At 71.4% G+C, this 23,829-nt stretch carries 22 protein-coding genes; 12 read left to right on the top strand and 10 right to left on the bottom strand.

What is annotated here, in order from left to right; all coding sequences use genetic code 11:
* Positions 1 to 27: 27 nt before the first annotated feature.
* Positions 28 to 3,558 carry a DNA polymerase III subunit alpha gene (gene dnaE, locus ACIBF8_RS05310; protein ID WP_396781112.1) on the bottom strand — a complete coding sequence of 1,177 codons (3,531 nt, stop codon included), beginning with the start codon at positions 3,556 to 3,558 and terminating at the stop codon, positions 28 to 30.
* A 144-nt stretch (positions 3,559 to 3,702) separates the two neighbouring features.
* Here dnaE and ACIBF8_RS05305 point away from each other — a divergent pair, with 144 nt between their 5' ends.
* The 3 genes from ACIBF8_RS05305 (at position 3,703) to ACIBF8_RS05295 (ending at position 5,494) form a co-directional block, all read left to right on the top strand.
* Complete coding sequence (locus tag ACIBF8_RS05305) at positions 3,703 to 4,323, top strand: L-threonylcarbamoyladenylate synthase (protein WP_396781111.1); 621 nt, start codon at positions 3,703 to 3,705, stop codon at positions 4,321 to 4,323.
* 98 nt (positions 4,324 to 4,421) lie between these two features.
* Positions 4,422 to 4,961, top strand: a complete 540-nt coding sequence (locus tag ACIBF8_RS05300; RefSeq protein ID WP_396781110.1) for an RNA polymerase sigma factor — start codon at positions 4,422 to 4,424, stop codon at positions 4,959 to 4,961.
* Entirely contained in the window at positions 4,958 to 5,494 is a 537-nt protein-coding gene (locus ACIBF8_RS05295; RefSeq protein WP_396781109.1) for a hypothetical protein, read from the top strand. Before ACIBF8_RS05300 ends, ACIBF8_RS05295 begins: the two co-directional genes overlap by 4 nt.
* A 37-nt stretch (positions 5,495 to 5,531) precedes the next feature.
* Here the strand turns inward: ACIBF8_RS05295 and ACIBF8_RS05290 are convergent, their stop codons facing one another.
* Positions 5,532 to 7,019, bottom strand: coding sequence for a protein kinase (locus ACIBF8_RS05290; RefSeq protein WP_396781108.1), 1,488 nt, complete (start codon positions 7,017 to 7,019; stop codon positions 5,532 to 5,534).
* A gap of 120 nt (positions 7,020 to 7,139) precedes the next feature.
* On the opposite strand from ACIBF8_RS05290, the gene ACIBF8_RS05285 reads away from it, so the two are divergent.
* The 8 genes from ACIBF8_RS05285 to ACIBF8_RS05250 all read left to right on the top strand — a co-directional run bounded on the left by ACIBF8_RS05285 (position 7,140) and on the right by ACIBF8_RS05250 (position 15,314).
* The gene (locus ACIBF8_RS05285) at positions 7,140 to 7,739 is read left to right on the top strand and encodes a hypothetical protein (protein WP_396781107.1); all 600 of its coding nucleotides are present in this window, start codon (positions 7,140 to 7,142) and stop codon (positions 7,737 to 7,739) included.
* 129 nt (positions 7,740 to 7,868) lie between these two features.
* Positions 7,869 to 8,210 (top strand): PadR family transcriptional regulator, encoded by a 342-nt coding sequence (locus tag ACIBF8_RS05280; RefSeq protein ID WP_110564981.1) that lies wholly within the window; start codon positions 7,869 to 7,871, stop codon positions 8,208 to 8,210.
* On the top strand, positions 8,207 to 9,154 hold the full coding sequence (locus tag ACIBF8_RS05275; protein ID WP_396781106.1) for a permease prefix domain 1-containing protein: 948 nt from the start codon (positions 8,207 to 8,209) through the stop codon (positions 9,152 to 9,154). Before ACIBF8_RS05280 ends, ACIBF8_RS05275 begins: the two co-directional genes overlap by 4 nt.
* A 116-nt stretch (positions 9,155 to 9,270) precedes the next feature.
* Complete coding sequence (locus tag ACIBF8_RS05270) at positions 9,271 to 10,602, top strand: sensor histidine kinase (protein WP_396781105.1); 1,332 nt, start codon at positions 9,271 to 9,273, stop codon at positions 10,600 to 10,602.
* Positions 10,599 to 11,315, top strand: coding sequence for a response regulator (locus tag ACIBF8_RS05265; RefSeq protein WP_396781104.1), 717 nt, complete (start codon positions 10,599 to 10,601; stop codon positions 11,313 to 11,315). Before ACIBF8_RS05270 ends, ACIBF8_RS05265 begins: the two co-directional genes overlap by 4 nt.
* Before the next feature lie 81 nt (positions 11,316 to 11,396).
* The gene (locus ACIBF8_RS05260; RefSeq protein ID WP_396781103.1) at positions 11,397 to 12,290 is read left to right on the top strand and encodes an ABC transporter ATP-binding protein; all 894 of its coding nucleotides are present in this window, start codon (positions 11,397 to 11,399) and stop codon (positions 12,288 to 12,290) included.
* On the top strand, positions 12,287 to 13,348 hold the full coding sequence (locus ACIBF8_RS05255) for an ABC transporter permease (protein WP_396781102.1): 1,062 nt from the start codon (positions 12,287 to 12,289) through the stop codon (positions 13,346 to 13,348). Before ACIBF8_RS05260 ends, ACIBF8_RS05255 begins: the two co-directional genes overlap by 4 nt.
* Positions 13,349 to 13,523: 175 nt before the next feature.
* On the top strand, positions 13,524 to 15,314 hold the full coding sequence (locus ACIBF8_RS05250) for a carbohydrate binding domain-containing protein (protein ID WP_396781101.1): 1,791 nt from the start codon (positions 13,524 to 13,526) through the stop codon (positions 15,312 to 15,314).
* Positions 15,315 to 15,375: 61 nt separating this feature from the next.
* On the opposite strand, the gene ACIBF8_RS05245 is transcribed toward ACIBF8_RS05250, so the two are convergent.
* Positions 15,376 to 16,407: a helix-turn-helix domain-containing protein gene (locus ACIBF8_RS05245; RefSeq protein ID WP_396781100.1), complete on the bottom strand. Its 1,032-nt coding sequence runs from the start codon at positions 16,405 to 16,407 to the stop codon at positions 15,376 to 15,378.
* Between the two features lie 254 nt (positions 16,408 to 16,661).
* Between ACIBF8_RS05245 and ACIBF8_RS05240 the strand changes: the two genes are divergently transcribed.
* Positions 16,662 to 17,666, top strand: a complete 1,005-nt coding sequence (locus tag ACIBF8_RS05240; RefSeq protein ID WP_396781099.1) for a helix-turn-helix domain-containing protein — start codon at positions 16,662 to 16,664, stop codon at positions 17,664 to 17,666.
* Between the two features lie 12 nt (positions 17,667 to 17,678).
* On the opposite strand, the gene ACIBF8_RS05235 is transcribed toward ACIBF8_RS05240, so the two are convergent.
* The 7 genes from ACIBF8_RS05235 to ACIBF8_RS05205 all read right to left on the bottom strand — a co-directional run bounded on the left by ACIBF8_RS05235 (position 17,679) and on the right by ACIBF8_RS05205 (position 23,816).
* The gene (locus tag ACIBF8_RS05235) at positions 17,679 to 18,293 is read right to left on the bottom strand and encodes a DUF402 domain-containing protein (RefSeq protein WP_396781098.1); all 615 of its coding nucleotides are present in this window, start codon (positions 18,291 to 18,293) and stop codon (positions 17,679 to 17,681) included.
* 122 nt (positions 18,294 to 18,415) lie between these two features.
* Positions 18,416 to 19,168 (bottom strand): YebC/PmpR family DNA-binding transcriptional regulator, encoded by a 753-nt coding sequence (locus tag ACIBF8_RS05230; RefSeq protein WP_396781097.1) that lies wholly within the window; start codon positions 19,166 to 19,168, stop codon positions 18,416 to 18,418.
* Positions 19,169 to 19,426: 258 nt separating this feature from the next.
* Complete coding sequence (gene pdxT / locus ACIBF8_RS05225) at positions 19,427 to 20,032, bottom strand: pyridoxal 5'-phosphate synthase glutaminase subunit PdxT (protein WP_396781096.1); 606 nt, start codon at positions 20,030 to 20,032, stop codon at positions 19,427 to 19,429.
* Positions 20,033 to 20,054: 22 nt separating this feature from the next.
* Positions 20,055 to 20,972, bottom strand: a complete 918-nt coding sequence (pdxS, locus tag ACIBF8_RS05220; RefSeq protein WP_279517308.1) for a pyridoxal 5'-phosphate synthase lyase subunit PdxS — start codon at positions 20,970 to 20,972, stop codon at positions 20,055 to 20,057.
* Between the two features lie 149 nt (positions 20,973 to 21,121).
* Positions 21,122 to 21,625, bottom strand: coding sequence for a hypothetical protein (locus tag ACIBF8_RS05215; protein ID WP_396781095.1), 504 nt, complete (start codon positions 21,623 to 21,625; stop codon positions 21,122 to 21,124).
* A gap of 81 nt (positions 21,626 to 21,706) precedes the next feature.
* The gene (locus tag ACIBF8_RS05210; RefSeq protein WP_396781094.1) at positions 21,707 to 22,867 is read right to left on the bottom strand and encodes a glycosyltransferase family 4 protein; all 1,161 of its coding nucleotides are present in this window, start codon (positions 22,865 to 22,867) and stop codon (positions 21,707 to 21,709) included.
* Between the two features lie 16 nt (positions 22,868 to 22,883).
* Entirely contained in the window at positions 22,884 to 23,816 is a 933-nt protein-coding gene (locus tag ACIBF8_RS05205; protein ID WP_396781093.1) for a phosphatidylinositol mannoside acyltransferase, read from the bottom strand.
* Between the last annotated feature and the right edge of the window lie 13 nt (positions 23,817 to 23,829).

Raw genomic sequence — 23,829 nt, 5'->3', positions numbered from 1 at the left:
ACATACCCCGGCCGGACCGAGGCCAGGTCAGCTCACGTTGGCCGGGCCGAGGACGCTCTTCAGGTCACCCATCAGCGCGGTCGTCGCCGCCACCCGGAACGGGCCCAGCCGCAGGGTGGTGGTGCGCCCGCCGTTCTGCAGTTTGACGTGTACCTCGGTGTCGCCGGGGTGCAGCACCAGGGTCTCCTTCAGTCGCTCCACCAACGGTGGTGTGCACCGGTGCACCGGGATGGTGAGGGTGACCGGCTTGTTGGTGGCGCTCGTGCTGACGTCCGGCATGGACATGTCCATCGCCATGATCCGTGGGGTGTCGTCGCGGCGGTCCACCCGCCCCTTGACCACCACGATGGCGTCCTCGGCGATGTACTGCCCGATCACCTCGTAGGTGTTGGGGAAGAACAGCGTCTCCACCCCGCCGGCCAGGTCCTCCAGGGTGGCCGACGCCCAGGCCCGGCCCTGCTTGGTGACCCGGCGCTGCACCCCGGACAGGATGCCGGCCAGGGTGACAACCGCGCCGTCGGGCACCGCGCCCTCCTCGGCCAGGGAGGCGATGGTGGTGTCGGCCGCCGCGTTGAGGATGTGCTCCAGGCCGAACAGTGGGTGGTCGGAGACGTACAGGCCGAGCATCTCCCGCTCGAAGGCCAGCTTGTCGCGCTTGTCCCACTCAGTGTCGCCGATGGTCGGCATCACCGTGGTGCTGCCGGTGTCGGCGTCACCGAAGCCGGCGCCGAACAGGTCGTACTGGCCGACGGCCTCCTTGCGCTTGACATCGGCGTACGCGTCGATGGCGTCGGCGTGCACCGCGAGCAGGCCCTTGCGGGGGTGCTCCATCGAATCGAACGCGCCCGCCTTGATCAGCGATTCGATGGTCTTCTTGTTGCAGACCACCGCGTCCACCTTGGACAGGAAGTCGTAGAAGTCGGTGTACTCGCCCTTCTCCTCCCGGCACCGCATGATCGAGGCGACCACGTTCGCGCCGACGTTGCGCACGGCGGCCAGGCCGAAGCGGATGTCCTTGCCGACCGGGGTGAACGGCCCGGCCGAGGTGTTCACGTCCGGCGGCAGCACCTGGATCCGCATCCGGCGACACTCGGACAGGTAGAGCGCCATCTTGTCCTTGTCGTCACCGACGGACGTGAGCAGCCCGGCCATGTACTCGGCGGGATAGTGCGCCTTCAGGTACGCGGTCCAGTAGGAGACCAGGCCGTACGCGGCGGAGTGCGCCTTGTTGAAGGCGTACCCGGCGAACGGCACCAGGACGTCCCACACGGCCTGGATCGCCTCGTCGGAGTAGCCGCGCTCGCGGCAACCGTCCCGGAACGGGATGAACTCCTTGTCGAGGATCTCCTTCTTCTTCTTACCCATGGCCCGGCGCAGCAGGTCCGCCTGACCGAGGCTGTAGCCGGCGAGGATCTGCGCGGCGCGCTGCACCTGCTCCTGGTAGACGATCAGGCCGTGGGTGGGTGCCAGGATCTCCCGCAGCGGCTCCTCCAGCTCCGGGTGGATCGGGGTGATCTCCTGGAGGCCGTTCTTCCGCAGCGCGTAGTTGGTGTGCGAGTCGACGCCCATCGGCCCGGGCCGGTACAGGGCCAGCACGGCGGAGATGTCCTCGAAGTTGTCCGGCTTCATCAACCGCAGCAGCGACCGCATCGGCCCACCGTCGAGCTGGAACACGCCCAGGGTGTCGCCCCGGGCCAGCAGCTCGTACGCGGCCTTGTCGTCCAGCGGCAGGGCCAGCAGGTCGAGCTTGCGGCCGTGGTTCAGCTCGATGTTCTTGACCGCGTCGTCGATGATCGTCAGGTTGCGCAGGCCGAGGAAGTCCATCTTCAGCAGCCCGAGCGACTCGCAGGTCGGGTAGTCGAACTGCGTGATGATCGCCCCGTCGGCGTCGCGGCGCATCAACGGGATGTGCTCGATGATCGGCTCGGCGGACATGATGACGCCAGCGGCGTGCACACCGGTCTGCCGGATCAGCCCCTCGATGCCCTTGGCCGTGTCGATCACCTTGCGGACGTCCGGGTCGGAGTCGTACAGGCCGCGGATCTCACCCGCCTCGGCATAGCGGGGGTGCTTGTTGTCGAAGATGCCGGTGAGCGGGATGTCCTTGCCCATCACCGCCGGCGGCATCGCCTTGGTGATCCGGTCGCCGACCGCGTACGGGAAACCGAGGACCCGGGCCGAGTCCTTGATCGCGGCCTTCGCCTTGATCGTGCCGAAGGTGGCGATCTGGGCGACCTTGTCCTCACCCCACTTGTCGGTGACGTACTTGATCACCTCGCCGCGCCGACGCTCGTCGAAGTCGATGTCGACATCCGGCATCGAGACCCGCTCGGGGTTGAGGAACCGCTCGAAGATCAGACCGTGCTGGATCGGGTCCAGGTCGGTGATGCCCAGCGCGTACGCGACGAGCGAGCCGGCGGCCGAACCACGGCCCGGACCCACCGCGATGCCCTGGTTCTTCGCCCACTGGATGAAGTCGGCGACCACGAGGAAGTAGGACGGGAAGCCCATCTGGTTGATGACGCCCAGCTCGTACTCGGCCTGGACGACGTGCCCCTCCGGGATGCCGTTCGGATAGCGGCGGCCCAGGCCGGCGAAGGTCTCCTTGCGGAACCAGGACTCCTCGGTCTCCCCCTCGGGCACCGGGAAGCGCGGCATCAGGTTGTGGAACTCGAACATCCCGGTCGGGTCGACCTTCTCGGCGACCAGCAGGGTGTTGCGGCAACCCTCCTGCCACAGCTCGGACGAGTCCACCGCACGCATCTGGTCGGCGCTCTTGATGAAGTAGCCACCGCCCTCGAACCGGAACCGGTTGGGGTCGTCGATGTTGCTGCCGGTCTGCACGCAGAGCAGCACGTCGTGGGCGGTGGCCTGCGCCTCGTGGGTGTAGTGCGAGTCGTTCGTGACCACCGGCGGGATGTCCAGCTTGCGGGCGATCTCGGTGAGCCCCTCGCGGACCCGGCGCTCGATGGAGAGGCCGTGATCCATGATCTCCAGGAAGTAGTTGTCCTTACCGAAGATGTCCTGGTAGCTGGCGGCGACCTTGAGGGCCTCGTCGAACTGGCCCAGCCGCAACCGGGTCTGCACCGCGCCGGACGGGCAGCCGGTGGTGGCCATGATCCCCTCGGCGTGCTCGGCGATCAGCTCCATGTCCATCCGGGGCCACTTGACGTAGTGCCCCTCCATGGACGCCCGCGAGTTGAGGGTGAAGAGGTTCTTCAGACCCTGCGCGTTCTTCGCCCACATGGTCTTGTGGGTGATCGCGCCGTTACCGGAGATGTCGTCGCTCTTCTGCTCCGGACGACCCCACTTGACCCGCGCCTTGTGATAGCGCGACTCCGGCGCCACGTACGCCTCGACGCCCAGGATCGGGGTGATCCCGGCGGCCATCGCCTGGTTGTAGAAGTCGTTCGCGCCGTGCATGTTGCCGTGGTCGGTGATCGCCACAGCGGGCATGCCCAGCCGCTTGGCCTCGGCGAACAGGTCCTTCAGTCGGGCCGCTCCGTCGAGCATCGAGTACTCGGTGTGCACGTGCAGATGCGCGAACGAATCAGCCATGCGTGGCGCCCCCCGGCGTTGTGGATCTTGTTGGTCGGAGCCGACCGGGACCTACCCTACCGAGGTGATCTCGGCGGCTCCACCGTCCGCGCCGAGGGTGGCCCTCGTCTCCTGATCGCCCCCGCGTGGGCCTAGTCTCGGAGCATGGCGAGGTACTACGACGTACACCCGGAGAACCCCCAGCCCCGGGCCATCGGGCAGGTCGCGGACCTGATCCGCGGTGGTGGGCTGGTCGCCTACCCGACGGACTCCTGCTACGCGCTCGGCACCCAGTTGGGCAACCAGGACGGGCTGGACCGGATCCGGCAGATCCGGCAGCTCGATGATCGGCACCACTTCACGCTGGTCTGCCACGACTTCGCGCAGCTCGGCCAGTTCGTCCAGATCAGCAACGCGGTCTTCCGACTGGTGAAGGCGTCGACCCCGGGCAGCTACACCTTCATCCTGCCGGCCACCAAGGAGGTGCCGCGCCGGATGCTGCACCCGAAGAAGCGGACCGTCGGTGTGCGGGTGCCCCGGCACACCGTCACCCAGGCGCTGCTGGCCGAGCTGGCCGAGCCGTTGGTGTCCAGCACGCTGGTCCTGCCCGGCGACGAGGAGCCGTTGACCCAGGGCTGGGAGATCAAGGAACGGCTCGACCACCAGCTCGACGCGGTGCTCGACGCCGGTGACTGCGGCAAGGAGCCGACCACCGTGATCGACCTGTCCGGTCCCGAGCCGGAGATCCTGCGCCGGGGCGCCGGCGACGTGTCGCGTTTCGAGTAGCCCGCCGGTTCGGGTCGGGTGCCGGACGGTACGGGGTCGCTCGCGCGGCACCGGTCGTACGCTCAGGAATCGGCACCGGCGAGCATTGGACATCCGGCATGCCCGACGCGGACGACATCGACGCCCTGGCCCGGTCCGCCGCGCTCGGCGACCCGGCGGCACTGGACGCCCTGCTGGTCGCGGTACGCCCGGAGGTGCTGCGACTGTGCGCGCGGTTCCTGCCCAACCGGGAGGACGCCGAGGAAGCCTGCCAGGACACGCTGCTCGCGCTCGCCAACGGCATCACCCGGTTCGAGGGGCGCTCCTCGTTCCGCACCTGGCTGCACCGGCTGACCGCCAACCGGGCTCGCTCCACATACCGCACGCTGCGCCGCCGCTGCCGGCTGGAGGCCGGTGGCGTACCGGTGCCCGACCAGGCCGACCCCCGACGCACCAGCGTGGTCGCCGGCACCCGCCTCGACCTGCTCGACGCCTTCGACTCGGTGCACCCCGATCACGCCGAGGTGGTGGCCCTGCGCGACGTCCTCGGGCTGAGCTACCCCGAGATCGCCACCCTGCTCGACCTGCCGGTCGGCACGGTCAAGTCCCGGTTGCACCTGGCCCGGCGGCAGGTCCGGCAACGGCTCGGTGCCGCATGAACCCGGCACCGCTCCGCCGGCTCGTCGTCGTCCTCGCGGCCACCGTGGGGGTCGCCGCCTGCGGCGCCGACGCCGTCTCGCCGCTGCCCGTCCAACCGCCCGGCCCCACCACTCTCACACCGACGCCCGTCGCGACCTCCGCGATCCCCGCGCCCACCGCGTCGCCGTCCCGACCACCGCCGACCAGCGCGCGCCCGGTCGCGGCACCGCCCACACCCACCAGGACAAGGGGTACGCCCCGGACGACTCCCCCGCCGACCGACGCGACTCCGGCCTGTCAGGGTGCGGTCCGCTACGACCTACCGCTCGCCGAGACCGAGGTCGAGCTGCTGCGATCGCTCTGCTTCGCCACCGGTGCGGTGCTGCGGATCCAGGGCATCGGGCCGGGGCTCGTCACCGTGGACCGTCCGGAGTTGGTCTCGCAGCACTACGAGGCCGGGGTGGTGGACATCCGCTTCGTCCGCCCCGGCACGGTCGACGTGACGATTCCGAAGGAGGGCCGGGAGCACACCATCACGGTGGTGGTCCGCTAGCCCCGGGGGCTGCTGCCGCCGGCCGCGTTCGCCGCACCTACCGCAGGCGTACGCCGGCGAGCAGGGTGTCCACGAAGGCGGGTCCGCTCCCCGCCGGCGGCACGATCTGCGCGTACACCAGGGCGGGACGGCCGGGGTGCAGAGCGGCCGACTCGATGATCTGCGGCCGACCCCGGTCGCAGCGGTACGCCACCACGGTCCACTCGACGCCCGCCTGCCAGGTGGTGCGGGTCGGCGCCGGCACGCAGTCGCCGTGCGTGCGCTCGGCCAGGAACCCGGCCGGCGTGGTGCGGGTCGCCGTGCTGGCCGACAGGCCCACGAACGCACCCGGCACTCGGGGGTCGGCGGCCCAGCGGCGGGGTTGCGGCGACAGCACCAGCGCCGGTTCGGGTTCGCCGTCGGCACCGTACTGACCGGCCCAGGTGGCACCCGTGGCGGACCAGCCGGACGGCAACGCCACGGTCAGCGGCCCGGCCGTGTACGTGCCGCCGACCGGCCGGCCCGACCCGCCGTCACTCGGCTCGGCACCCACTCCGCCCAGCGCGGCGACGGCCACGACGGCGGCACCGGCCAGCCGCCACCGGCGGCGGGTCCCCGGCCGGCGTGACGGTTGCGGCGGGGGGCCGGTCGCCGCAACCGGGCCGCTCGCGCGCGTCGGCGCGACCGGCTGTCTCTCCGGGCCGCCCCCGCCGGTCGGCGACACGGGCCGTCCCGCCGGGCGACTCGCGCGGGTCAACGCGGCGTGCAGGGTCGCGGCGTCGGGGTAGCGGTCCGCCGGGTGGTGGGCGGTGGCCTGGACGAGCACCGCCGCGACCTCCGGCGGCACGCCGTCGCGTAGCCGGATCGCCGGGGCGCGCCGAGGCGGATCGGGTCTGGCCGGGTGTGCGCTCGACGGGTCGACGGCCAGCAGCCGGATGCCGAGCCGGCCGAGCCCGTACACGTCGGCGCGGGTGTCGACCACCACTCCCGGGTCGTCCTGCTCGGGAGCCATGTAACCCGGGGTGCCGGCCCGAGCGGTCAGCCCGGAGGCGGCGGCGAGCGCCTTGGCGAGGCCGAGATCGGCGATCAGCACCCGTTCGTCGCCACCGGGGCCGGCGGAGCGGAACAGGATGTTGCCCGGGGTGAGATCGCGGTGCACGACGCCGTGCCGGTGCAGCACGGCGACCCCGGCGCAGACCTCGCCGAGCAGCCGCAGCGCCGCCGGCGCGGGGATCTCGGCGGTGGCCAGCCGGTCGCGGAGGCTGCCCCCGTCCGCCCAGGCCAGCACCGCGTACGGCCGGCCGTCGGGCAACTCACCGACGGCGTGCACGCGGATCAGCCGCTCGTGCTCCAGCCGGCGCAGCAACCGGGCCTCATCGAGGAAACGTTCCCGGACCCGCAGGTCGTGGCTCCAGTTCTCGGCCAGCACCTTGATCGCCACGTGCGCGTCGAGCACTCGGTCGTGGCCCAGCCAGACCGTCGCGAACGAACCGACGCCCAGCAGACGCTCGATGGCGTAGGGCCCGATCCGCAGTGGTGCCGTCACCGTGTCACCCCCGGCCGGCGTCTCTCTGCACAGTAGACCCGGTCGGGCCGATTCCCGACGAACCGTTGGCCCCGGCACGGTGACTAACAGGGCAGGAGACCCATCACCGAAGGAGCCATCATGAATCGTCCCTCGATCCTGCTCACCACCGCCGCGTTGGCGCTCGGCACGCTCGTCCCGGTGACCGTCGCCGGCCCGGCGGCCGCAACGCAGCTGGCCGGCGGCGCCGCGCCGGCCTCGGCACGGGGTCCGCTCGCCGCGACCGTCGGGCACGACCACCCGCAGGTGCTCAGCGTCGCCGGTGCCGGCGTGTACCGGATCGGCGCCAGCCTGGCCGCGCTCACCGCGAACGGGCACATCGACTGGACCGCGCCGGGCTGCGCCGGGGTGGTGCACGCCGGCGTGACCGGTTCCTGGGCCGGCGTGCTGCTGCTGGCCTTCCGCGACGGGCGACTGGTGGAGGTCGGTACGGCCACCGCCCCGCCGCGCTCCCCCGCCGGTGCCACGGTCGGGATGTCCTTCGCCGAGTTGGAGACGATCTACGGCCGGCGGGGGTCGCTGATCCGCAACGACGCGGGGGACGCCGAGGCGTACCTGGTCCGGGTCGGGTCGCGGGTGGAGCTGTTCACCGGGCACCCGATCCGTCCGGGCGTGGGCTACTTCCAGGTCGGCCCCGCCAGCTTCGTCGAGCGCAACTTCCGGCAGCGCCCGTCCTGCTGATTGCCCAGGTGCGGGGCGTCCGGTGTCGACCGGGCGCCCCGTACGTCGTACTGCCCGGAAACAGAGGTTAGGCGAACACGATGATGTCGGCCTAGACAACAGTGTGTGGCACACAGTATGGTGTGACGCATGGTTAGCGAGGACGTTCTACGGACGCACCTACAGGAACTGCGTCGAGGCACCGTCGTGGTGGCCAGCCTGGTCGCGCTACGCCGACCGGACTACGGCTACGCACTGCTGCAACGGCTCACCGACCACGGCTTTCCGGTCGACGCCAACACGCTCTACCCGCTGCTGCGTCGCCTGGAGGATCAGGGCCTGCTGACCAGCGAGTGGAACACCGAGGAGAGCCGACCGCGCAAGTTCTACCGGACCAGCGACGAGGGCGAGTCGATGCTGAGCCGGCTGCTGGACGACCTCGCCGCCGTGCAGACCTCCATCACCGGGCTGATCCAAGGAGTGGACCGATGAACACCCTGACCGACCGCTACCTCGCCGCGACCCTGCGCTCGGTGCCCACCCAGCGCCGCGACGAGATCGCCACCGAGCTGCGGGCCTCCATCGAGGACATGATCGACGACCGCACCGGCGGTGGCGCGGACCCGACCGTGGCCGAGCGGGAGGTGCTCACCGAGCTGGGCAACCCGGACGAGCTGGCCGCCCGGTACGCCGACCGCCGGCTGCAACTCATCGGCCCGACCTACTACCTGGTCTGGCTGCGACTGCTGAAGCTGCTGCTCAGCTTCATCCCGGCGCTCGTCGGCACGATCGTCACCGTCGTCGAGGCGGCCGGCGGCAAGGGCTTCGGGGCGATCGGGCCCGGCGTCGTCGCCGCCCTGCACGTGGCCGTACACATCGGCTTCTGGCTCACCCTGACCTTCGCCATCATCGAGCGGGCCCAACCCACCGCCGAGCTGCCGGGCTGGACGGTCGACCAACTGCCCGACGCCCCGGTGCACCGGGGCATCCCCCTCGCCGACACCATCGCCTCGGTGGTCATGCTGGTGGTCACCATCGCGTACCTGCCCGTGCAGCACTTCCAGTCCTGGGTGCACGGCAGCGACGGCGACAACATCCCGATCCTCGATGCGGCGCTGTGGTCGTTCTGGCTGCCGGCGCTGATCGTCGTGCTGGTCGCCAGCGTGATCTTCGAGATCGTCAAGTACCGGATCGGACGCTGGACCTGGACCCTGTTCGGCATCAAGGCGCTGCTCAACCTGGCGTTCTCAGTCCCGCTGGTGTGGCTGGCACTCTCCGACCGGCTGCTCAACCCGGCCCTGGCCGAGCGCCTGACCTGGCTGGCGGACGCGGACAACCGCGACGTCCTCGGCGCGGTCATCGCGGTCAGTGCGGCCGTGGTCGTGGTCTGGGACCTGATCGACACCGCGATCAAGACCCGTCGCCAGACGGCATGAGCGACACCCCACCCGACGGCCCGGCGCGCACCCCGCGCCGGGCCGTCGCCCGTTGGCGTGAGCGCGGTGGCCCGCCCGCTGGCCGTAACCGGTGGGTGACGTGGCATCGTTCCCGGATGACCGTGGCACCGCGAGACGAATGGCGCCGTCCGGGTCCGACGGCGGAGCAGCGCCGCAACGACCTCTGGATCGGCCTGGGGATCACCGGGCTGGCGCTGGTGAGTCTCACCCTGGCCCGCAGCACCGGGGCCTTCCTGCTGGGCTCGCCGCCGTCCGGGCCGGAACAGGTGTTCTGGACCATCGCGGTGACCCTGCCGCTGCTCTGGCGGCGACGCTGGCCGGCCACCACCCTGCTGGTCGTCGCGGTGACCTTCATCGCCGCGCAGGCACGATCGGCCCCGGAGACCCAGTTCTCCTCCTGGGCCCTGTTCTGCGGCCTCTACACCCTCGGCGCCTGGGGTCGGGACCACCAGCTGTCCCGCCGCCTGCGAATCGGTGTGATCGCCACGATGTTCGCCTGGCTGGGGGTCTACTACACGGTGATGTTCGACCACATCCCACCCGATTCCTTCGTCGACGCGGTCGGCCCGGTGCCACCCGTACTCGCCGCGGTGGTCACCGGTGTGCTGGTCAACGTGCTGGCCTTCGGTTTCGCGTACTTCTTCGGCGAGACCGCCTGGGTGGCCGCGCGCCGCGAGCACGAGCTACGCGCCCAGGCCGAGGACCTGCGCCGCTCGCAGGCCGAGTCCCGGGAACGGGCGGTGCTCGGTGAACGGGTCCGGATCGCCCGGGAACTGCACGACGTGGTCGCCCACCACGTGTCGGTGATGGGTGTGCAGGCGTCCGCCTGCCGCCGGGTGTTCGACCGCGATCCGGACAAGGCCCGGACGGCCCTCACCGCCATCGAGCAGAGCGCCCGCACCGCCGTCGACGAGCTGCGTCGGATGCTGGGCGTGCTGCGGACCTCCGCCGGTGTCGACGCCGAGTCGCCAGCCGTCGGCGGCGTCGAACGGATCGGCGAGCTGGTCGAGCGGGCTCGGGCCGCCGGACTGACGGCAACCCTGGGGGTGTACGGCGACCCGGTCGCGGTGCCCGAGTCGGTTTCCCAGGCGGCCTACCGGGTGGCGCAGGAAGCGGTGACCAACACCCTGAAGCACGCCGACGCGACGCTGCTGGACGTACGGGTCCGCTACCTGGCCCGGGAGGTGGAGATCGATGTGACCGATGACGGACGCGCCGGTGGACGGGCCGACACTGTCGGGTTGGGCCTGATCGGGATGCGCGAACGGGTCGCCGCCCACGACGGCGACCTGGAGGCCGGGCCCCGGGCCGGCGGTGGCTGGCGGGTACGCGCCCGCTTTCCGCTGGCGGCGGAAACCCCGGTCGGCCCCCAACGGGAGCCCGGCGACGGGCGGCCGGCGACGGCCGGGACGGAGCTGTCGGCATGAGCGCCGCGACCCCGCACACGCCGGACCCGGGCCCGACGGTCCGGGTGCTGCTCGCCGACGACCAGCACCTCGTCCGTACCGGCTTCCGGGTGATCCTGGAGGTGGAGGACGACATCGAGGTGGTCGGTGAGGCCGCCGACGGTGAACGGGCGGTCAGCATGACCCGAGCCACCCGCCCCGACGTCGTACTCATGGATGTCGAGATGCCCGGGATGGACGGCCTGGAGGCCACCCGGCAGATCGTCGCCGACGGGCCCGGGGCGCCCGCGGTGCTGATCCTCACCACCTTCGACCGCGACGACTACCTCTTCGCCGCGCTGCGGGCCGGGGCCAGCGGTTTCCTGCTGAAGAACGGCACGCCGGAGGAGCTGGTCGAGGCGATCCGGGTGCTGGCCAGGGGTGACGGTCTGCTCGCCCCGGAGATCACCCGCCGGGTGATCTCCACGTTCGCCCGGCCCGGCGACCCGGCGGGCACCGCACACCGGGGCCCGGCCGCCGACGCCGCGCTGGCCGAGCTGACCCCGCGCGAACGGGAGGTGCTGGTGCTGCTCGCCGCCGGATCGAGCAACGCGGAGATCGCCGCGACCATCCACCTGGGCGAGGCCACGGTGAAGACGCACGTGAGCCGGGTGCTGGCCAAACTCGGTCTGCGCGACCGGGTGCAGGCCGTGGTGTTCGCGTACGAGAACGGGGTGGTCCGGCCCGGCGGGTGAACGGTGTCCGCCGCGAGGTGGACCCGCCCGCTCACCCGCCGGGCGGACGGCAGAGCGCCGTACTCGATCTAGCGTCGGTGCGTGACCAGAACGCTTCGCCTCGACGGCGTCGACCGCAGCTTCGGCGACCGTCAGGTGCTCAGGAACGTGTCCTTCGAGGTGTCCGCCGGTCGGATGACCGGCTTCGTGGGCGCCAACGGCGCCGGCAAGACCACCACCATGCGGATCATCCTGGGTGTCCTCGCCCCGGACGCCGGCGAGGTGAGCTGGGGCGGCACGACGCTGACCCGGCAGGACCGTCGGCGCTTCGGCTACATGCCGGAGGAGCGGGGCCTCTACCCCAAGATGACCACCCGCGAGCAGGTGACCTACCTGGGCCGGCTGCACGGATTGGACCCCGCCGCGGCACGGCGTTCCACCGACGCGCTGCTGGAGCGGGTCGGGCTCGGTGAGCGCGGCGACGACCTGCTGGAGACGCTGTCGCTGGGCAACCAGCAGCGCGCCCAGATCGCGGCCGCGCTGGTGCACGACCCCGAGGTGCTGGTGCTCGACGAACCGTTCTCCGGCCTCGACCCGCTGGCCGTGGACACCGTCGTCGCCGTGCTGCGGGAACGGGCCTCGGCCGGTGTGCCGGTGCTCTTCTCCAGCCACCAGCTCGACGTCGTGGAGCGTCTCTGCGACGACCTGGTGATCATTGCCGACGGGGTGATCCGGGCCGCCGGCAGCCGGCAGCAGCTGCGCGACTCGTACACCGTGCCCCGCTTCGAGCTGGTCGTGGAGCACGACGCCGGTTGGGTACGCGACCACCCCGGGGTGACCGTGGTGGAGCTGGACGGCGCCCGCGTGGTCTTCGACCTGCCGGCCGGAACCGACGAACAGCCCGTACTGCGGGCGGCCCTCGACCGCGGCCCGGTCCGCGCCTTCCGCCCGGTCAGCCCCTCGCTCACCGAGATCTTCCGAGAGGTCACCCAGTGAACATCACCGAGGCCACCCGACTGGTCGCCGACCGCGAGATCCGGGTCAAGCTGCGCGACCGTACGTTTCTGTTCGGCACGCTGTTCTTCCTGCTGATCGCCGCGGCGGGCACCATCCTGCCGCCGCTGCTGTCCGGCGGTCCGTCCACCGTGGCGGTGACCGAGAGCATGGCCGCGCCGCTGCGCGCCGCCGGACTGGAGGTCCGGGTCGTCGCCGATGACCGGGCCGCCGAACGGGCCGTCCGCGACGACGACGTGGACGCCGCGGTGGTCGCCGGACCGGCCGTCCTGGCCATGGATGACGCCCCCGACGACGTGGTCGGGGCCCTGAGCAGCCAACCGACCGTACGCCTGCTCGACCCGGACGCGGTCGACCCGGTGGTGGCGTTCCTGGTGCCGTTCGTCTTCGCGTTCGTCTTCTTCCTCACCTCGCAGACGTTCGGCGTGCAGATCGCGCAGAGCGTCATCGAGGAGAAGCAGACCCGGATCGTGGAGATCCTGGTCGCCGCCGTGCCGGTCCGAGCCCTGCTGGCGGGCAAGGTGGTGGCCGGCGCGATCCTGGCGTTCGGGCAGATCGCGCTGATCGCGGTGATGGCGGTGATCGGGCTGCAGATGGGCGACAGCGGGGGCCTGCTCACCCTGCTGGCCCCGGCGATCGGCTGGTTCGTGCCGTTCTTCGTCGTCGGCTTCGTGCTGCTCGCCGCCATGTGGGCGGCGGCCGGCGCACTGGCCAACCGGCAGGAGGACATCGCCGCCGTGTCGACGCCGGTGCAGCTCGCCGTCATGCTGCCGTTCTTCGCGGTGATCTTCCTGAACGACAACGACACCGCGATGCGGGTGCTGTCCTACCTGCCGTTCTCGTCGCCCACCGCGATGCCGCTGCGGCTGTTCACCGGCGACGCGGCCGCCTGGGAGCCGATCGTCTCGCTCGTCATCCTGCTGCTCGCCACCGGCGCGTTCCTGCTGGCCGGCGCCCGCGTGTACGAGGGGTCGCTGCTGCGCACCAACGGACGGACCTCGCTGCGCACCGCCTGGCGGGAGCGGGAGACGATCGGCTGAGTCGGCGGTTCGCCCGGCGGGCGTCGGTGTCCTGAACGGACGCCGGCGCCCGCTGTCGTACGGCACCGTTCCGAGCGCTGTTCGGTGGCCGTGAACAGCGCGAACACTCCTACGGTGAGCCGATCCTCACGGCAACGACCTGGTCGTCGCCGGTCCCGGACCGGAAAGGCTCTCGATGTCCCCACCGATCAACGCACGGCAACTCCGTGGTCTGCTCAGCATGCTACTCGCGGTCGCCCTCGTCAGCACCCTCACGGCCCTCGTCCGCCCCGCACCGGCCGCCGCCGCCGCGGGCGACCTCATCCTCAACGGCACGTTCGACAACGGCAGCACTCAGCCCTGGTGGACCCGGCTCGCCTCGACCAGCACGACGGTCGACGCCGGGCAACTGCGCGTCCGCACCAGCGCGACGGTCGGTAAGCCGGTCTGGGAGGACCTGGTCGGTCACTTCGAGTTCGGCGTGACGGCCGCGCAGCCGTACCGGTTGCAGTTCGACGCCGCCGCCGACGTCAACCGTCCGCTGCGCGTCTCGGTCTCCCGGGCGGACACGCCCTTCACCTCCGCCGTCGACCAGAGCGTCACGCTCACGCCCACGATGCGCCGGTTCAGCTTCGACTTCGCGTCCCCGTTCGGCGACCCGAAGGCGGTGCTGCTGTTCCACTTCGGCGGCCAGGCCGCCTCGACGGTCCGGTTGGACAACATCTCGCTCACCCCACTCGCCGTGGACCCGGCCACCGACCCGATCCTGTACTGGAACGGTGTCCTGCTGTCCACGTACAAGGCACTGGACCTGCCACCCACCTCCTCGTCCCGCGAGGCCGCCATCCTGCACGCGGCGATGCACGACGCCGCCGTCTCGGTCACCGGAGTGGGCAACCCCTATCGGGTACGGGTGCCGGTCAGTTACCCGGGCACCATGGACAACGTCGTGGCACCGTCCCTGCACGCGGCCATCGACCGTGCCGCGTACGACGTGCTGACCGCCCTGTACGGCGGCCAGGGCCAGTCGTACGCCCAGGCCCTCGCCAGCGCTGTCGCCCTCCGGCCGTCCGGGGTGAACGCCGCCGAGGTCGCCCGTGGTGACACCGTCGGCGCGGCGGCGGCCACCGCCAATCTCCAGGCCCGCGCCAACGACGGCTCCGGCAACAACACGCCGTACCAACTGGACGGCGTACCCGGGTCGTGGCGACCGACCAACGGCAAGGCGGCGGTCAGCCCGAACTGGGGCCTGGTCACCCCGTTCGCGCTCACCTCGGGCCGGCAGTTCCGGCCCGGCCTACCGGCCGGCGCCAGCGATTACGACAACCTGCTCGACAAGGAGGAATACGACACCCAGGTGCGGGAGGTCCGCGACTACGGCGGTCGGACGTCGTCGCTGCGGACCGCCGACCAGACCCAGATCGCGTTCTTCTGGGCCAACGACCTGGGCGGCACGTACAAGCCGCCGGGTCAACTCTTCGCGCACACCCGGATCGTGGCGGAGCAGCGCAAGCTCGGCATCCTGGCCAACGCCCGGCTCTTCGGGCTGGTCGCCCTCTCCCTCGCCGACGCCGCCATCGCCGCCTGGGACGCCAAGTACCAGACATCGATCGACCTGTGGCGCCCGGTGACCGCCATCGAGGCGACGGAGGGCCCCGGTTGGCAGCCGCTGTCGCAGACCCGCGAGGGGGTGCCGTACACGCCGGCGTTCCCGGCCTACGTCTCCGGGCACGCCACCTTCGCGGGAGCGTGGTCGGCGGTGATGAAGGGATTCTTCGGCACCGACGCGATCGCCTTCGACGCCACCACCGATGATCCGCACGCCGTGCGCGTGGTCCGGCACATGACCGGCTTCGACCACGCCGCCGAGGAGAACGCGCTGAGTCGGATCTACCTCGGCGTGCACTACCGGTTCGACGCGGAGGCCGGGCTCAGCACCGGACGGTCCGTGGGCGCGTACGTGTTCGCCAACCGCCTGCGACCGTGAACCGTCAGTAGGGGTGACGGGGGGATGCTCCCCGTCCGGTTCGTGGACCGGACGGGGAGCGTCACGCGCGACCGCAGTTCCAGTGGCCGAAGTCGCCGGTACGAGACCAGATCTCCCGTGCCGCCGCGATGTTCCAACCCGGGTCCAGCGCCGTGCGGCGGTCGACGCCGAACCGGGACACCTCCACGTCGCTGAACTGGAACAACCCCCAACGCCGCGACCCGTCCTCGACGACCTCCAGCCGGTACGGGTCCAATCCGGACAGACAGCGCGCCACCTGCACCGCCCCGGCCGGATCCTCCGGGAACGTCCGCCGCAGGTGCTTGCCGATCCGGTCCTCCGGCCAGGCGGCGGGCACCTTCCGGTCGCCGGCCAACTCGTCGAACAACCGCTCGTCCGCGGTGCCACTGACCGGCAGGCCGCCGAGTGCCTGAAACACCATCACCCGGCTGGTGGTCTCTGGGCCGAACCAGCCGTCGACCGGCACGGTGAGTCCGTCGGCCACCAGGTGCTCCTGCAGGTTCAGCACGCAGGGGCCGTACATGCCCTGACGCAATACCGTCGGGCAGCCATCGGTCGGCGAGCTGTCCACTGTGGCAGGGGCGAGCGGTCGCAGTGCCCCGGACGCCCCGACCGTCAGGACGCCGAACGCCGCCAGCAACGCCAGCCGAAGCCAGCGACGGGCCGGCCAGGGCGCCTCGGGTCGGGGCGGCACCGGGCCGACGCTCGGGCGGATGTTCGCCACGACGGTCGTGGACGGGTCGGCAGGGGTCCGTACCGCGTCGTTCTCCCCTCGACCCCGCTCGGCGAGGCGGGCCTCCAGGTCCCGCCGCCTCGCCAGCCACCTGTCGACCTCGACCGGCGGGGTACCGCAGGCGACCAGCAGCGCGACGACGGTGCGTTCCCGGGGCAGCGTCGTGCGGCCCAGCATCGTCGCGAGGGTGCTCGGCGGCAGCCAGTGTCCGGCCGCCGAGGCGCGCCGGGCGAGCTCCCGATAGGTCAGGCCGGACCGCCGCCGCACCTCCCTGAGCAACGCCACGTACTCCCCCGCCGTGGTCACCTGCGGCACCGGATCCCGGGCAGCGTCATCCATCGAATCTCCCCGTGTCGTTGATGTGGTCGAGCCCGAACCAGTGCCGGCGCGGGCCCGTCGGGCCGTACGCCGGTCAGCGGCGCGGCCATCGAGAAAAGACGCTAGGTAAGCCGGTGGGCGACGACAATGCCCTGGTCGCCGCGGCACGTTGTCCGGGCAGCTCAGGGCGGCATGTCCGGATCCTGTCCGACCATCTCGGACAGTCGCTGGGACCCGACTTGCCCCCTCGTCCGCGGTATCTGGAGAATCGTGCGATGACCATGGGGGAACTACGCCCGGACGACGCGTCCGACCCGGCCGAGTTCGTCGAGATGTTGCGCCAGCTCAAGGACCGGTCCGGGCTCACCTACCGCCAACTGGAGCAGCGGGCCGCGTCGGCGGGTGACGTGCTGGCCCGCAGCACCGCGGCCGACATCCTGCGCCGGTCCACACTGCCGCGCCCTGAGGTGGTGGCCGCGTTCGTTCGGGCCTGCGGCGCGGACGATCAGGTCGAGACGTGGCTACGGGCGCGACACCGCCTCGCGGCAGGTCAGTTCGCCCCGCCCTCGCCGGCATCGGACCAGCCGCCGGTCGACGCGGTCACGGCCGTGGCCCCGGAGCGTTCCGGCCCGGCCCGCCCACGCTGGTTCGCGCGGCCCGCGCCGCTGGCGCTGCTCGTCGTCGCCGCCCTGTTGGCCGCGCTGGGCGTGGGCTTCTGGATCGAGCTGCGCGACAACGAGCAACGAACGGCCGCGCAACTCACCGATCCGACCGTGTCGGCGGGTGTCAGTGCCCGTCCGTCGAGCACGCCGAGCGCGGGGCGCAGCCAGATCCGCCCCGCCCGCAGCCCGGACCTCTGCCTCACCGAGGGCCGCGACGACACCGGTCAGTACACCAAGGAAATTGCGGTCCAGCGGCCCTGCACGCAGGCGACCCCACCAGACACGTCGCTGGAGCCGGTGTCCGACGGGGCGTACTTCATCAAGTGGTTCCACCCGGTGCTCGGAAAGGGCTGCCTCACCGTCCGCGAGGAGGATCCTGGCCGGAACCTGCTCGAACCCTGGAACGAGGACGACTGCAGCGCGAGCAGGCCGATGCAGGTGTTCCGGTTCGAACCGACCGGAGCGACGCCCGGCGCGTACCGCATCCGACCCGACCGCACCGACCTGTGCGTCGGCCTCCGCGACGACGACCGGGACGCGTCGGCCGCGGCACTGGTCGAGCCGTGCACCGGCGGCGCGGACCAGGTGTTCCTGGTCGACGCGTTGCCGGGAAACTGACAACAGCGCCGCTCAGCGGGCGGGCGGCACCAGGTCCCAGCCGGCGGGCAGCGGGGGCGTCGTCCAGGCCGGGTCGGGCTGCCAGGTGGCCCACGCCGGGTCCCACCAGCGCTCACCCGCGTCCAGCAGCGCGGCGATCCGGTCACCCTCGGCCTGGATGGCGTCCCCCATGCCCGGGTAGCGCCCCTCGACGAGGCGCTGGGCGAACATCTCGACGTCCTTCCAGACGTACCGGTCGGCGTCCGCGGCCCACCACAGATCCAGCTCGTGGTCCAGGGTGTCCACCCCGATCGGGGTACGCCGCACCGGGTCCTGGAGGTTGAAGTACCAGCCGGCGAAGTCGCGCCCCGGCCCCGTCCAGAACACGTCGATCGAGTGCGCCTCACCGGGGCGTTGCAGCATCAGCTTGCCGTGCCCCGACCAGGAGCGGTGCCCGGCGGTCTCCCACGGGTGCCGCCCGCACGGAAAGACGCCGGTCGTCGGGAAGCCGAACTCGGCCCCCGGTGGGAGGTAGAGGGCGAGCAGGTCGGGCGAATCCTCGACACAGATCGTCGGGCAGCCGAACCAGACCTCACCGCGCAGCACCTCACGCCGTATTACGGTCGCACCGGGCGCGAAGCTCCCCACCCCAACCCCCAGACCCGAGATCCCGCCGCGATCTTGCACTTGGTGTTGACGCTATGCCGCGCTTGACCCGTTATGTCGGGACAGCAAGTGCAAGATCGCGGCGGAGAGGCATCGGGGCGCGCTCAGGCGTCGACCGCCGCCATCACGTCGTCGGAGACGTCGAAGTTGGCGTAGACGTTCTGCACGTCGTCGCAGTCCTCCAGGACGTCGATCAGCTTGAAGATCTTGCGCGCGCCCTCTTCGTCCAGCGGCACGTTGACGCTGGGGATCAGGGAGGACTCGGCCGACTCGTACTCGATGCCGGCGTCCTGCAGCGCCGTCCGCACGCCGATCAGGTCGGTCGGCTCGGAAACCACCTCGTACGCCTCGCCGATGTCGTTGACCTCTTCGGCGCCGGCGTCCAGGACGGCCAGCATCACGTCGTCCTCGCTGGTGCCCTCCTTGGGGACGATCACCACGCCCTTGCGGGAGAACATGTACGACACCGAACCGGCGTCGGCGAGCGAGCCGCCGTTACGGGTCAACGCCGTCCGTACCTCGGTCGCCGCCCGGTTGCGGTTGTCGGTGAGGCACTCGATGAGCATGGCCACGCCGTTCGGGCCGTACCCCTCATACATGATCGTCTGCCAGTCGGCGCCGCCGGCCTCCAGGCCGGAGCCGCGCTTGACGGCGCGATCGATGTTGTCGTTCGGCACCGAGCTCTTCTTCGCCTTCTGGATGGCGTCGAAGAGCGTCGGGTTACCGGAGGGGTCACCGCCGCCGGTCCGCGCGGCCACCTCGACGTTCTTGATCAGCTTGGCGAACATCTTGCCGCGCTTGGCGTCGATGACGGCCTTCTTGTGCTTGGTCGTCGCCCACTTTGAGTGGCCGGACATCTTCTACCTCCGTTGCTACCCGCCGTCTGCATCGACCGCACCGCTCACGCCCCGCTCCCGCCGGCGCACGCGGAGGTGCCGGTCAGCTCTGGTGGAAGCCGTGGCGGGCAGATGGCCCTGCCGAATCTCCGCAATCCTACCGACGTCCCCCGGGTCGCTGTCATGCACCGCGCGTGGCACGGCCGCTCGGTGCGCGCGGAGTGGGGCAGACGGGACAAAAATCCTCAGCCAACAGAATGGACGGCCCGCGCCGCGCGCTCAGGAGCTGGCGCGGACCACATCCACGAAGTACGCGTGCACGCGCAGGTCACCGGTCAACTCCGGGTGGAACGAGGTGGCCAGCAGGTTGCCCTGCCGAACCGCCACGATCCGGTCGGCGGCCGGGCCACCGGTCACCGTCCCGATGACCTCGACGCCGGAGCCCACCCGCTCCACCCAGGGCGCACGGATGAACACCGCGTGGAACGGCTCACCCGGCACACCGGCGATGGCCACCGGCGCCTCGAACGAGTCGACCTGCCGACCGAACGCGTTGCGCCGGACGGTCATGTCGATGCCGGCGAAGCCCCGCTGGTCGGGTCGACCGTCGAGCACCTCGGTCGCCAACATGATCATCCCGGCGCAGGAGCCGTAGACAGGCATACCATCGGTGATCCGCTTGTCGATCGGCTCGCGCATCTCGAAGATGTCGGCGAGCTTGCTGATGGTGGTGGACTCGCCTCCGGGGATGACCAGGCCGTCGACCGCGTCCAGCTCCCCCGGACGGCGGACCGGGCGGGCGTCCGCGCCCGCCGCGGCCAGCGCCGCCAGGTGCTCGCGGACGTCGCCCTGAAGCGCGAGCACACCGATCACGGGTGCCGTCACGTTCGTACCGTTCCTCTCCGCGTCACCAACCGCGCTCGGCCAGGCGGTGCGGCTGGGGGATCTCGTCGACGTTGATGCCCACCATCGCCTCGCCGAGACCGCGGGAGACCTTGGCCAGCACGTCCGGGTCGTCGTGGAAGGTGGTCGCCTTGACGATCGCGGCAGCCCGCTGAGCCGGGTTGCCCGCCTTGAAGATGCCCGAGCCGACGAAGACGCCCTCCGCGCCGAGCTGCATCATCATCGCCGCGTCGGCCGGCGTGGCGATCCCACCGGCGGTGAACAGCACCACCGGCAGCTTGCCGCTCTCGGCGACCTCCTTGACCAGCTCGTACGGGGCCTGCAGCTCCTTGGCCGCGACGTACAGCTCGTCGGCCGGCAGCGAGGACAGCCGACGGATCTCCTGGCGGATCTTGCGCATGTGGGTGGTGGCGTTGGAGACGTCACCGGTGCCGGCCTCGCCCTTGGAACGGATCATGGCCGCACCCTCGGTGATCCGACGCAACGCCTCGCCCAGGTTGGTCGCGCCGCAGACGAAGGGCACCGTGAACGCCCACTTGTCGATGTGGTTCGCGTAGTCGGCCGGGGTCAGCACCTCGGACTCGTCGACGTAGTCCACGCCGAGCGACTGGAGGATCTGCGCCTCCACGAAGTGGCCGATGCGGGCCTTGGCCATCACCGGGATGGAGACCGCCTCGATGATCCCGTCGATCATGTCCGGGTCGCTCATCCGGGACACCCCGCCCTGCGCGCGGATGTCGGCAGGCACCCGCTCCAGGGCCATCACCGCGACGGCGCCGGCGTCCTCAGCGATCTTGGCCTGCTCGGCGTTGACGACATCCATGATCACGCCGCCCTTGAGCATCTCGGCCATGCCACGCTTCACGCGGGCGGTGCCGACGACGGGGGCGGTACCGGTGTTCGAGGCGGTGTTTTCGGGCACGGGTCATCGCTCCTTGGACAAGCTCTGGGAGTGGCAGCGAAAATGCTACGCGCGGTGCAACGCCGTACCGACAGCCAATCAGACCCCCGGTGGCCTGCACTGTGGCCCTGGTCACCGGCCGCGATGGATCCGGGGGCGGGCGTCGGCGGTCAGGCGGCGGGGACGTCCGCCGGGACGACGAGAGTCGGGTCGTCGATGTCGAAGTAGCGTGGCCACTGCCGACCGCGTCCCATCCGCAACAGGCGCACCAGGGGCCGGCTGCGCGCCGAGCGGGCGTCGCGGACCAGGTCGGTGTGCACCTGCCGGGACAACGCGAGACGACGACTGGCGGCGATGACCGCCGCGCAGTCCGGATCGCCCGGGTCCAGCTGGACGCCCCGCAACTGCCGGGTGAGGTCGTTCTCCGCCGCCTCCCGCTCGTCCGGGCTGGCGTCCAGAGCGATCCGGGCCGCCGCGTACAGCTCGACGCCGAAACGCCGCTCAGCCAGGACCGCCGCTGCCGCCGCCCGTCGCAACAGGTGCGCGTCGAGAGCCCGCGCCGCCAGCTCCGCGCGGCCCTGCAGCCGTTCGACCCGGCCGGCCGTCCAGATGAGGTACGCCGCGATCAGCCCCACGACCACGCTCGCGGCCACCACCCACCACATGTGCGGCATCGTAGTGCTGCTCCGTTTCGTCCGATTGGGCGCGGCCGCACCGGTCCCCCGGTCACCACCGCACCATCCGTCACACCCGGCTCAGCCCAGCCCCACCCATTCCTGGTCGATGACCCGCCCGTCGGTTGCCTCGATCGCCGCCGCATACACCTCCAGAACGCGGCGAGCAACTACTGGCCAGTCGAAATTCGCGACCACCTGATCGCCGCAGGCACTCAGCGCGGCCCGCCCGACCGGGTCGTCCAGCAGCTCGCTCAGCACGTCGCGCAGCCCCACCGGGTCACCGGTGGCGAAGAGCCGCCCGGCCCGCCCACCGTCGAGCACCCGCCGGAACGCGTCCAGGTCACTGGCGACCACCGTGGTCCCCGCCGCCAACGCCTCGGTGAGGATCATGCCGAACGACTCGCCGCCGGTGTTCGGTGCGACGTAAAGGTGCACACTGCGCAACATGCGCGCCTTGTCCGCTTCGCTGACCAGGCCGAGGAACGTGATCCGCTCGTGCAGTTCGGCGGGAAACTGGTCGTACAGGTCGTCGCGGTCACCCGGGCCGGCGACCAGCAACCGCAGCCCGGGCCGGGTGGGGGCCAACGCCACGAACGCGTCGCGCAGCACCGGGAAACCCTTGCGTGCCTCGGTGAACCGGCCCAGGAAACCGAGCGTGCCGCCGGTGCCGACCGCACACTCCCCGGGCCAACCCGGCAACGGCTCGGCGTCGGCGAACTTGGCCACCGCCACCCCGTTGGGAATCTCCACCGCACCGCCGTCCATGTGCTCGACCTGCACCTTTCGGGCCAACGCGCTCACCGCGATCCGGGCGGTGATCCGCTCCAACACGATCTGGAGCACGCCCTGCGCGGCGGCGAGGACCCGCGAACGGGTCATCGCGGTATGGAACGTCGCCACCACCGGGCCACGGGCGGAGAGCACGGCCAGCAGCGACAGGCTCAGCGTCAACGGCTCGTGCACGTGCAGCACGTCGAAGTCGCCGTTGGTGATCCACCGGCGGACCCGCGCGGTCGAGACCGGGCCGAACGCGATCCGAGCCACCGAACCGTTGTACGGCAGCGGCACCGCCCGCCCGGCGGACACCACGTACTCCGGCAGCGGCGAGTCCTCGTCGGCCGGGGCCAGCACGCTGACCTCGTGACCGAGCGCGATCAACGCCTCGGCGAGATCCATGACGTGGTTCTGCACCCCACCCGGGACGTCGAACGAGTACGGGCACACGATGCCGATCCGCATGCGTCAGCCCACCCCCTCAGCCCTGGCCGGGGGCCGACGAGGGCAGCGCCGTGCCCTCCCCCGCCCTCCCCTGGTCCAGCCACATCCGCTGCAACATGTGCCAGTCTTCCGGATGCCGGGCGATACCCGCCGCCAGACGGTCGGCGATCAGCTGGGTCAGCGACCGGACTCGCTGGTCCAGCGGCCCCACCTCGGGCCCGGGCACCGGCAGCGGGCCCACCAGCGACGCGCAGGCGGCGTCCGGTTCGTACCACAGCGAGGCCACGTAGAGCGGCGCGCCGGTGTGCAGCGCGAGCAACGCCGGCCCGGCGGGCATCCGGGTCTTCCCGCCGAAGAAGTCCACCTCCACCCCCCGGGCGGAGAGGTCCCGGTCGGCCAGCAGCGGCACCACCGCGCCGGCACGGACCCGGTCCAGCAGCACGTCGAACGCCGGACGCGGCCCCCCGTGGGTCGGCAGGATCTCCATTCCGAGAACCTCCCGGAACGCCAGGAAACGCTTGTACACGCCCTCCGGCTTGAGCCGCTCCATGACCGTGGTGATCGGCCAACCGGTGGCCGCCACCCAGGCACCCGCGGCATCCCAGTTGCCGGCGTGCGGCAGGGCCACCACCGCGCCCCGGCCGGCGGCCACGTCGGCGGCGAGCAGCTCGGCGCCGTCGAGCCGGAAACCGGAGAGGATCTGCGCCCGACTCAGGGCGGGCAGTCGGAACGCCTCCATCCAGTACCGGGCGTACGAGCGCAACCCGCGCTTGACGAGATCGTCCAGCTCCGCCTCGGGCAGCTCCGGGCCGACCACCCGGCGCAGGTTCGCGCGCAGTCGGGCCGTACCCCCGCCGCCGGCGCGGTGGGCGCGGTCCGCGCCCGCCTGGAACGCCGCCGCCACCAACGGCCGGGGAAGCGCGCGGACCACCCGCCACCCGGCGATGTAGCCCAGCTCGGTGAGGTTCACGCGACTCGGCCGC

This window comes from Micromonospora sp. NPDC050276 (genome assembly GCF_044459545.1).
Taxonomy (GTDB): Bacteria; Actinomycetota; Actinomycetes; order Mycobacteriales; family Micromonosporaceae; genus Micromonospora.
This window is presented reverse-complemented; position numbering and strand designations above follow the sequence as displayed.

Excerpts from the sequence above, each read along its gene's own strand:
- dnaE (WP_396781112.1), bottom strand. The coding sequence starts at position 3,558 with ATGGCTGATTCGTTCGCGCATCTGCACGTGCACACCGAGTACTCGATG.
- ACIBF8_RS05305 (WP_396781111.1), top strand. The coding sequence starts at position 3,703 with ATGGCGAGGTACTACGACGTACACCCGGAGAACCCCCAGCCCCGGGCC.
- ACIBF8_RS05300 (WP_396781110.1), top strand. The coding sequence starts at position 4,422 with ATGCCCGACGCGGACGACATCGACGCCCTGGCCCGGTCCGCCGCGCTC.
- ACIBF8_RS05295 (WP_396781109.1), top strand. The coding sequence starts at position 4,958 with ATGAACCCGGCACCGCTCCGCCGGCTCGTCGTCGTCCTCGCGGCCACC.
- ACIBF8_RS05285 (WP_396781107.1), top strand. The coding sequence starts at position 7,140 with ATGAATCGTCCCTCGATCCTGCTCACCACCGCCGCGTTGGCGCTCGGC.
- ACIBF8_RS05280 (WP_110564981.1), top strand. The coding sequence starts at position 7,869 with ATGGTTAGCGAGGACGTTCTACGGACGCACCTACAGGAACTGCGTCGA.
- ACIBF8_RS05275 (WP_396781106.1), top strand. The coding sequence starts at position 8,207 with ATGAACACCCTGACCGACCGCTACCTCGCCGCGACCCTGCGCTCGGTG.
- ACIBF8_RS05270 (WP_396781105.1), top strand. The coding sequence starts at position 9,271 with ATGACCGTGGCACCGCGAGACGAATGGCGCCGTCCGGGTCCGACGGCG.
- ACIBF8_RS05265 (WP_396781104.1), top strand. The coding sequence starts at position 10,599 with ATGAGCGCCGCGACCCCGCACACGCCGGACCCGGGCCCGACGGTCCGG.
- ACIBF8_RS05250 (WP_396781101.1), top strand. The coding sequence starts at position 13,524 with ATGTCCCCACCGATCAACGCACGGCAACTCCGTGGTCTGCTCAGCATG.
- ACIBF8_RS05245 (WP_396781100.1), bottom strand. The coding sequence starts at position 16,407 with ATGGATGACGCTGCCCGGGATCCGGTGCCGCAGGTGACCACGGCGGGG.
- ACIBF8_RS05240 (WP_396781099.1), top strand. The coding sequence starts at position 16,662 with ATGACCATGGGGGAACTACGCCCGGACGACGCGTCCGACCCGGCCGAG.
- ACIBF8_RS05230 (WP_396781097.1), bottom strand. The coding sequence starts at position 19,168 with ATGTCCGGCCACTCAAAGTGGGCGACGACCAAGCACAAGAAGGCCGTC.
- ACIBF8_RS05215 (WP_396781095.1), bottom strand. The coding sequence starts at position 21,625 with ATGCCGCACATGTGGTGGGTGGTGGCCGCGAGCGTGGTCGTGGGGCTG.
- ACIBF8_RS05210 (WP_396781094.1), bottom strand. The coding sequence starts at position 22,867 with ATGCGGATCGGCATCGTGTGCCCGTACTCGTTCGACGTCCCGGGTGGG.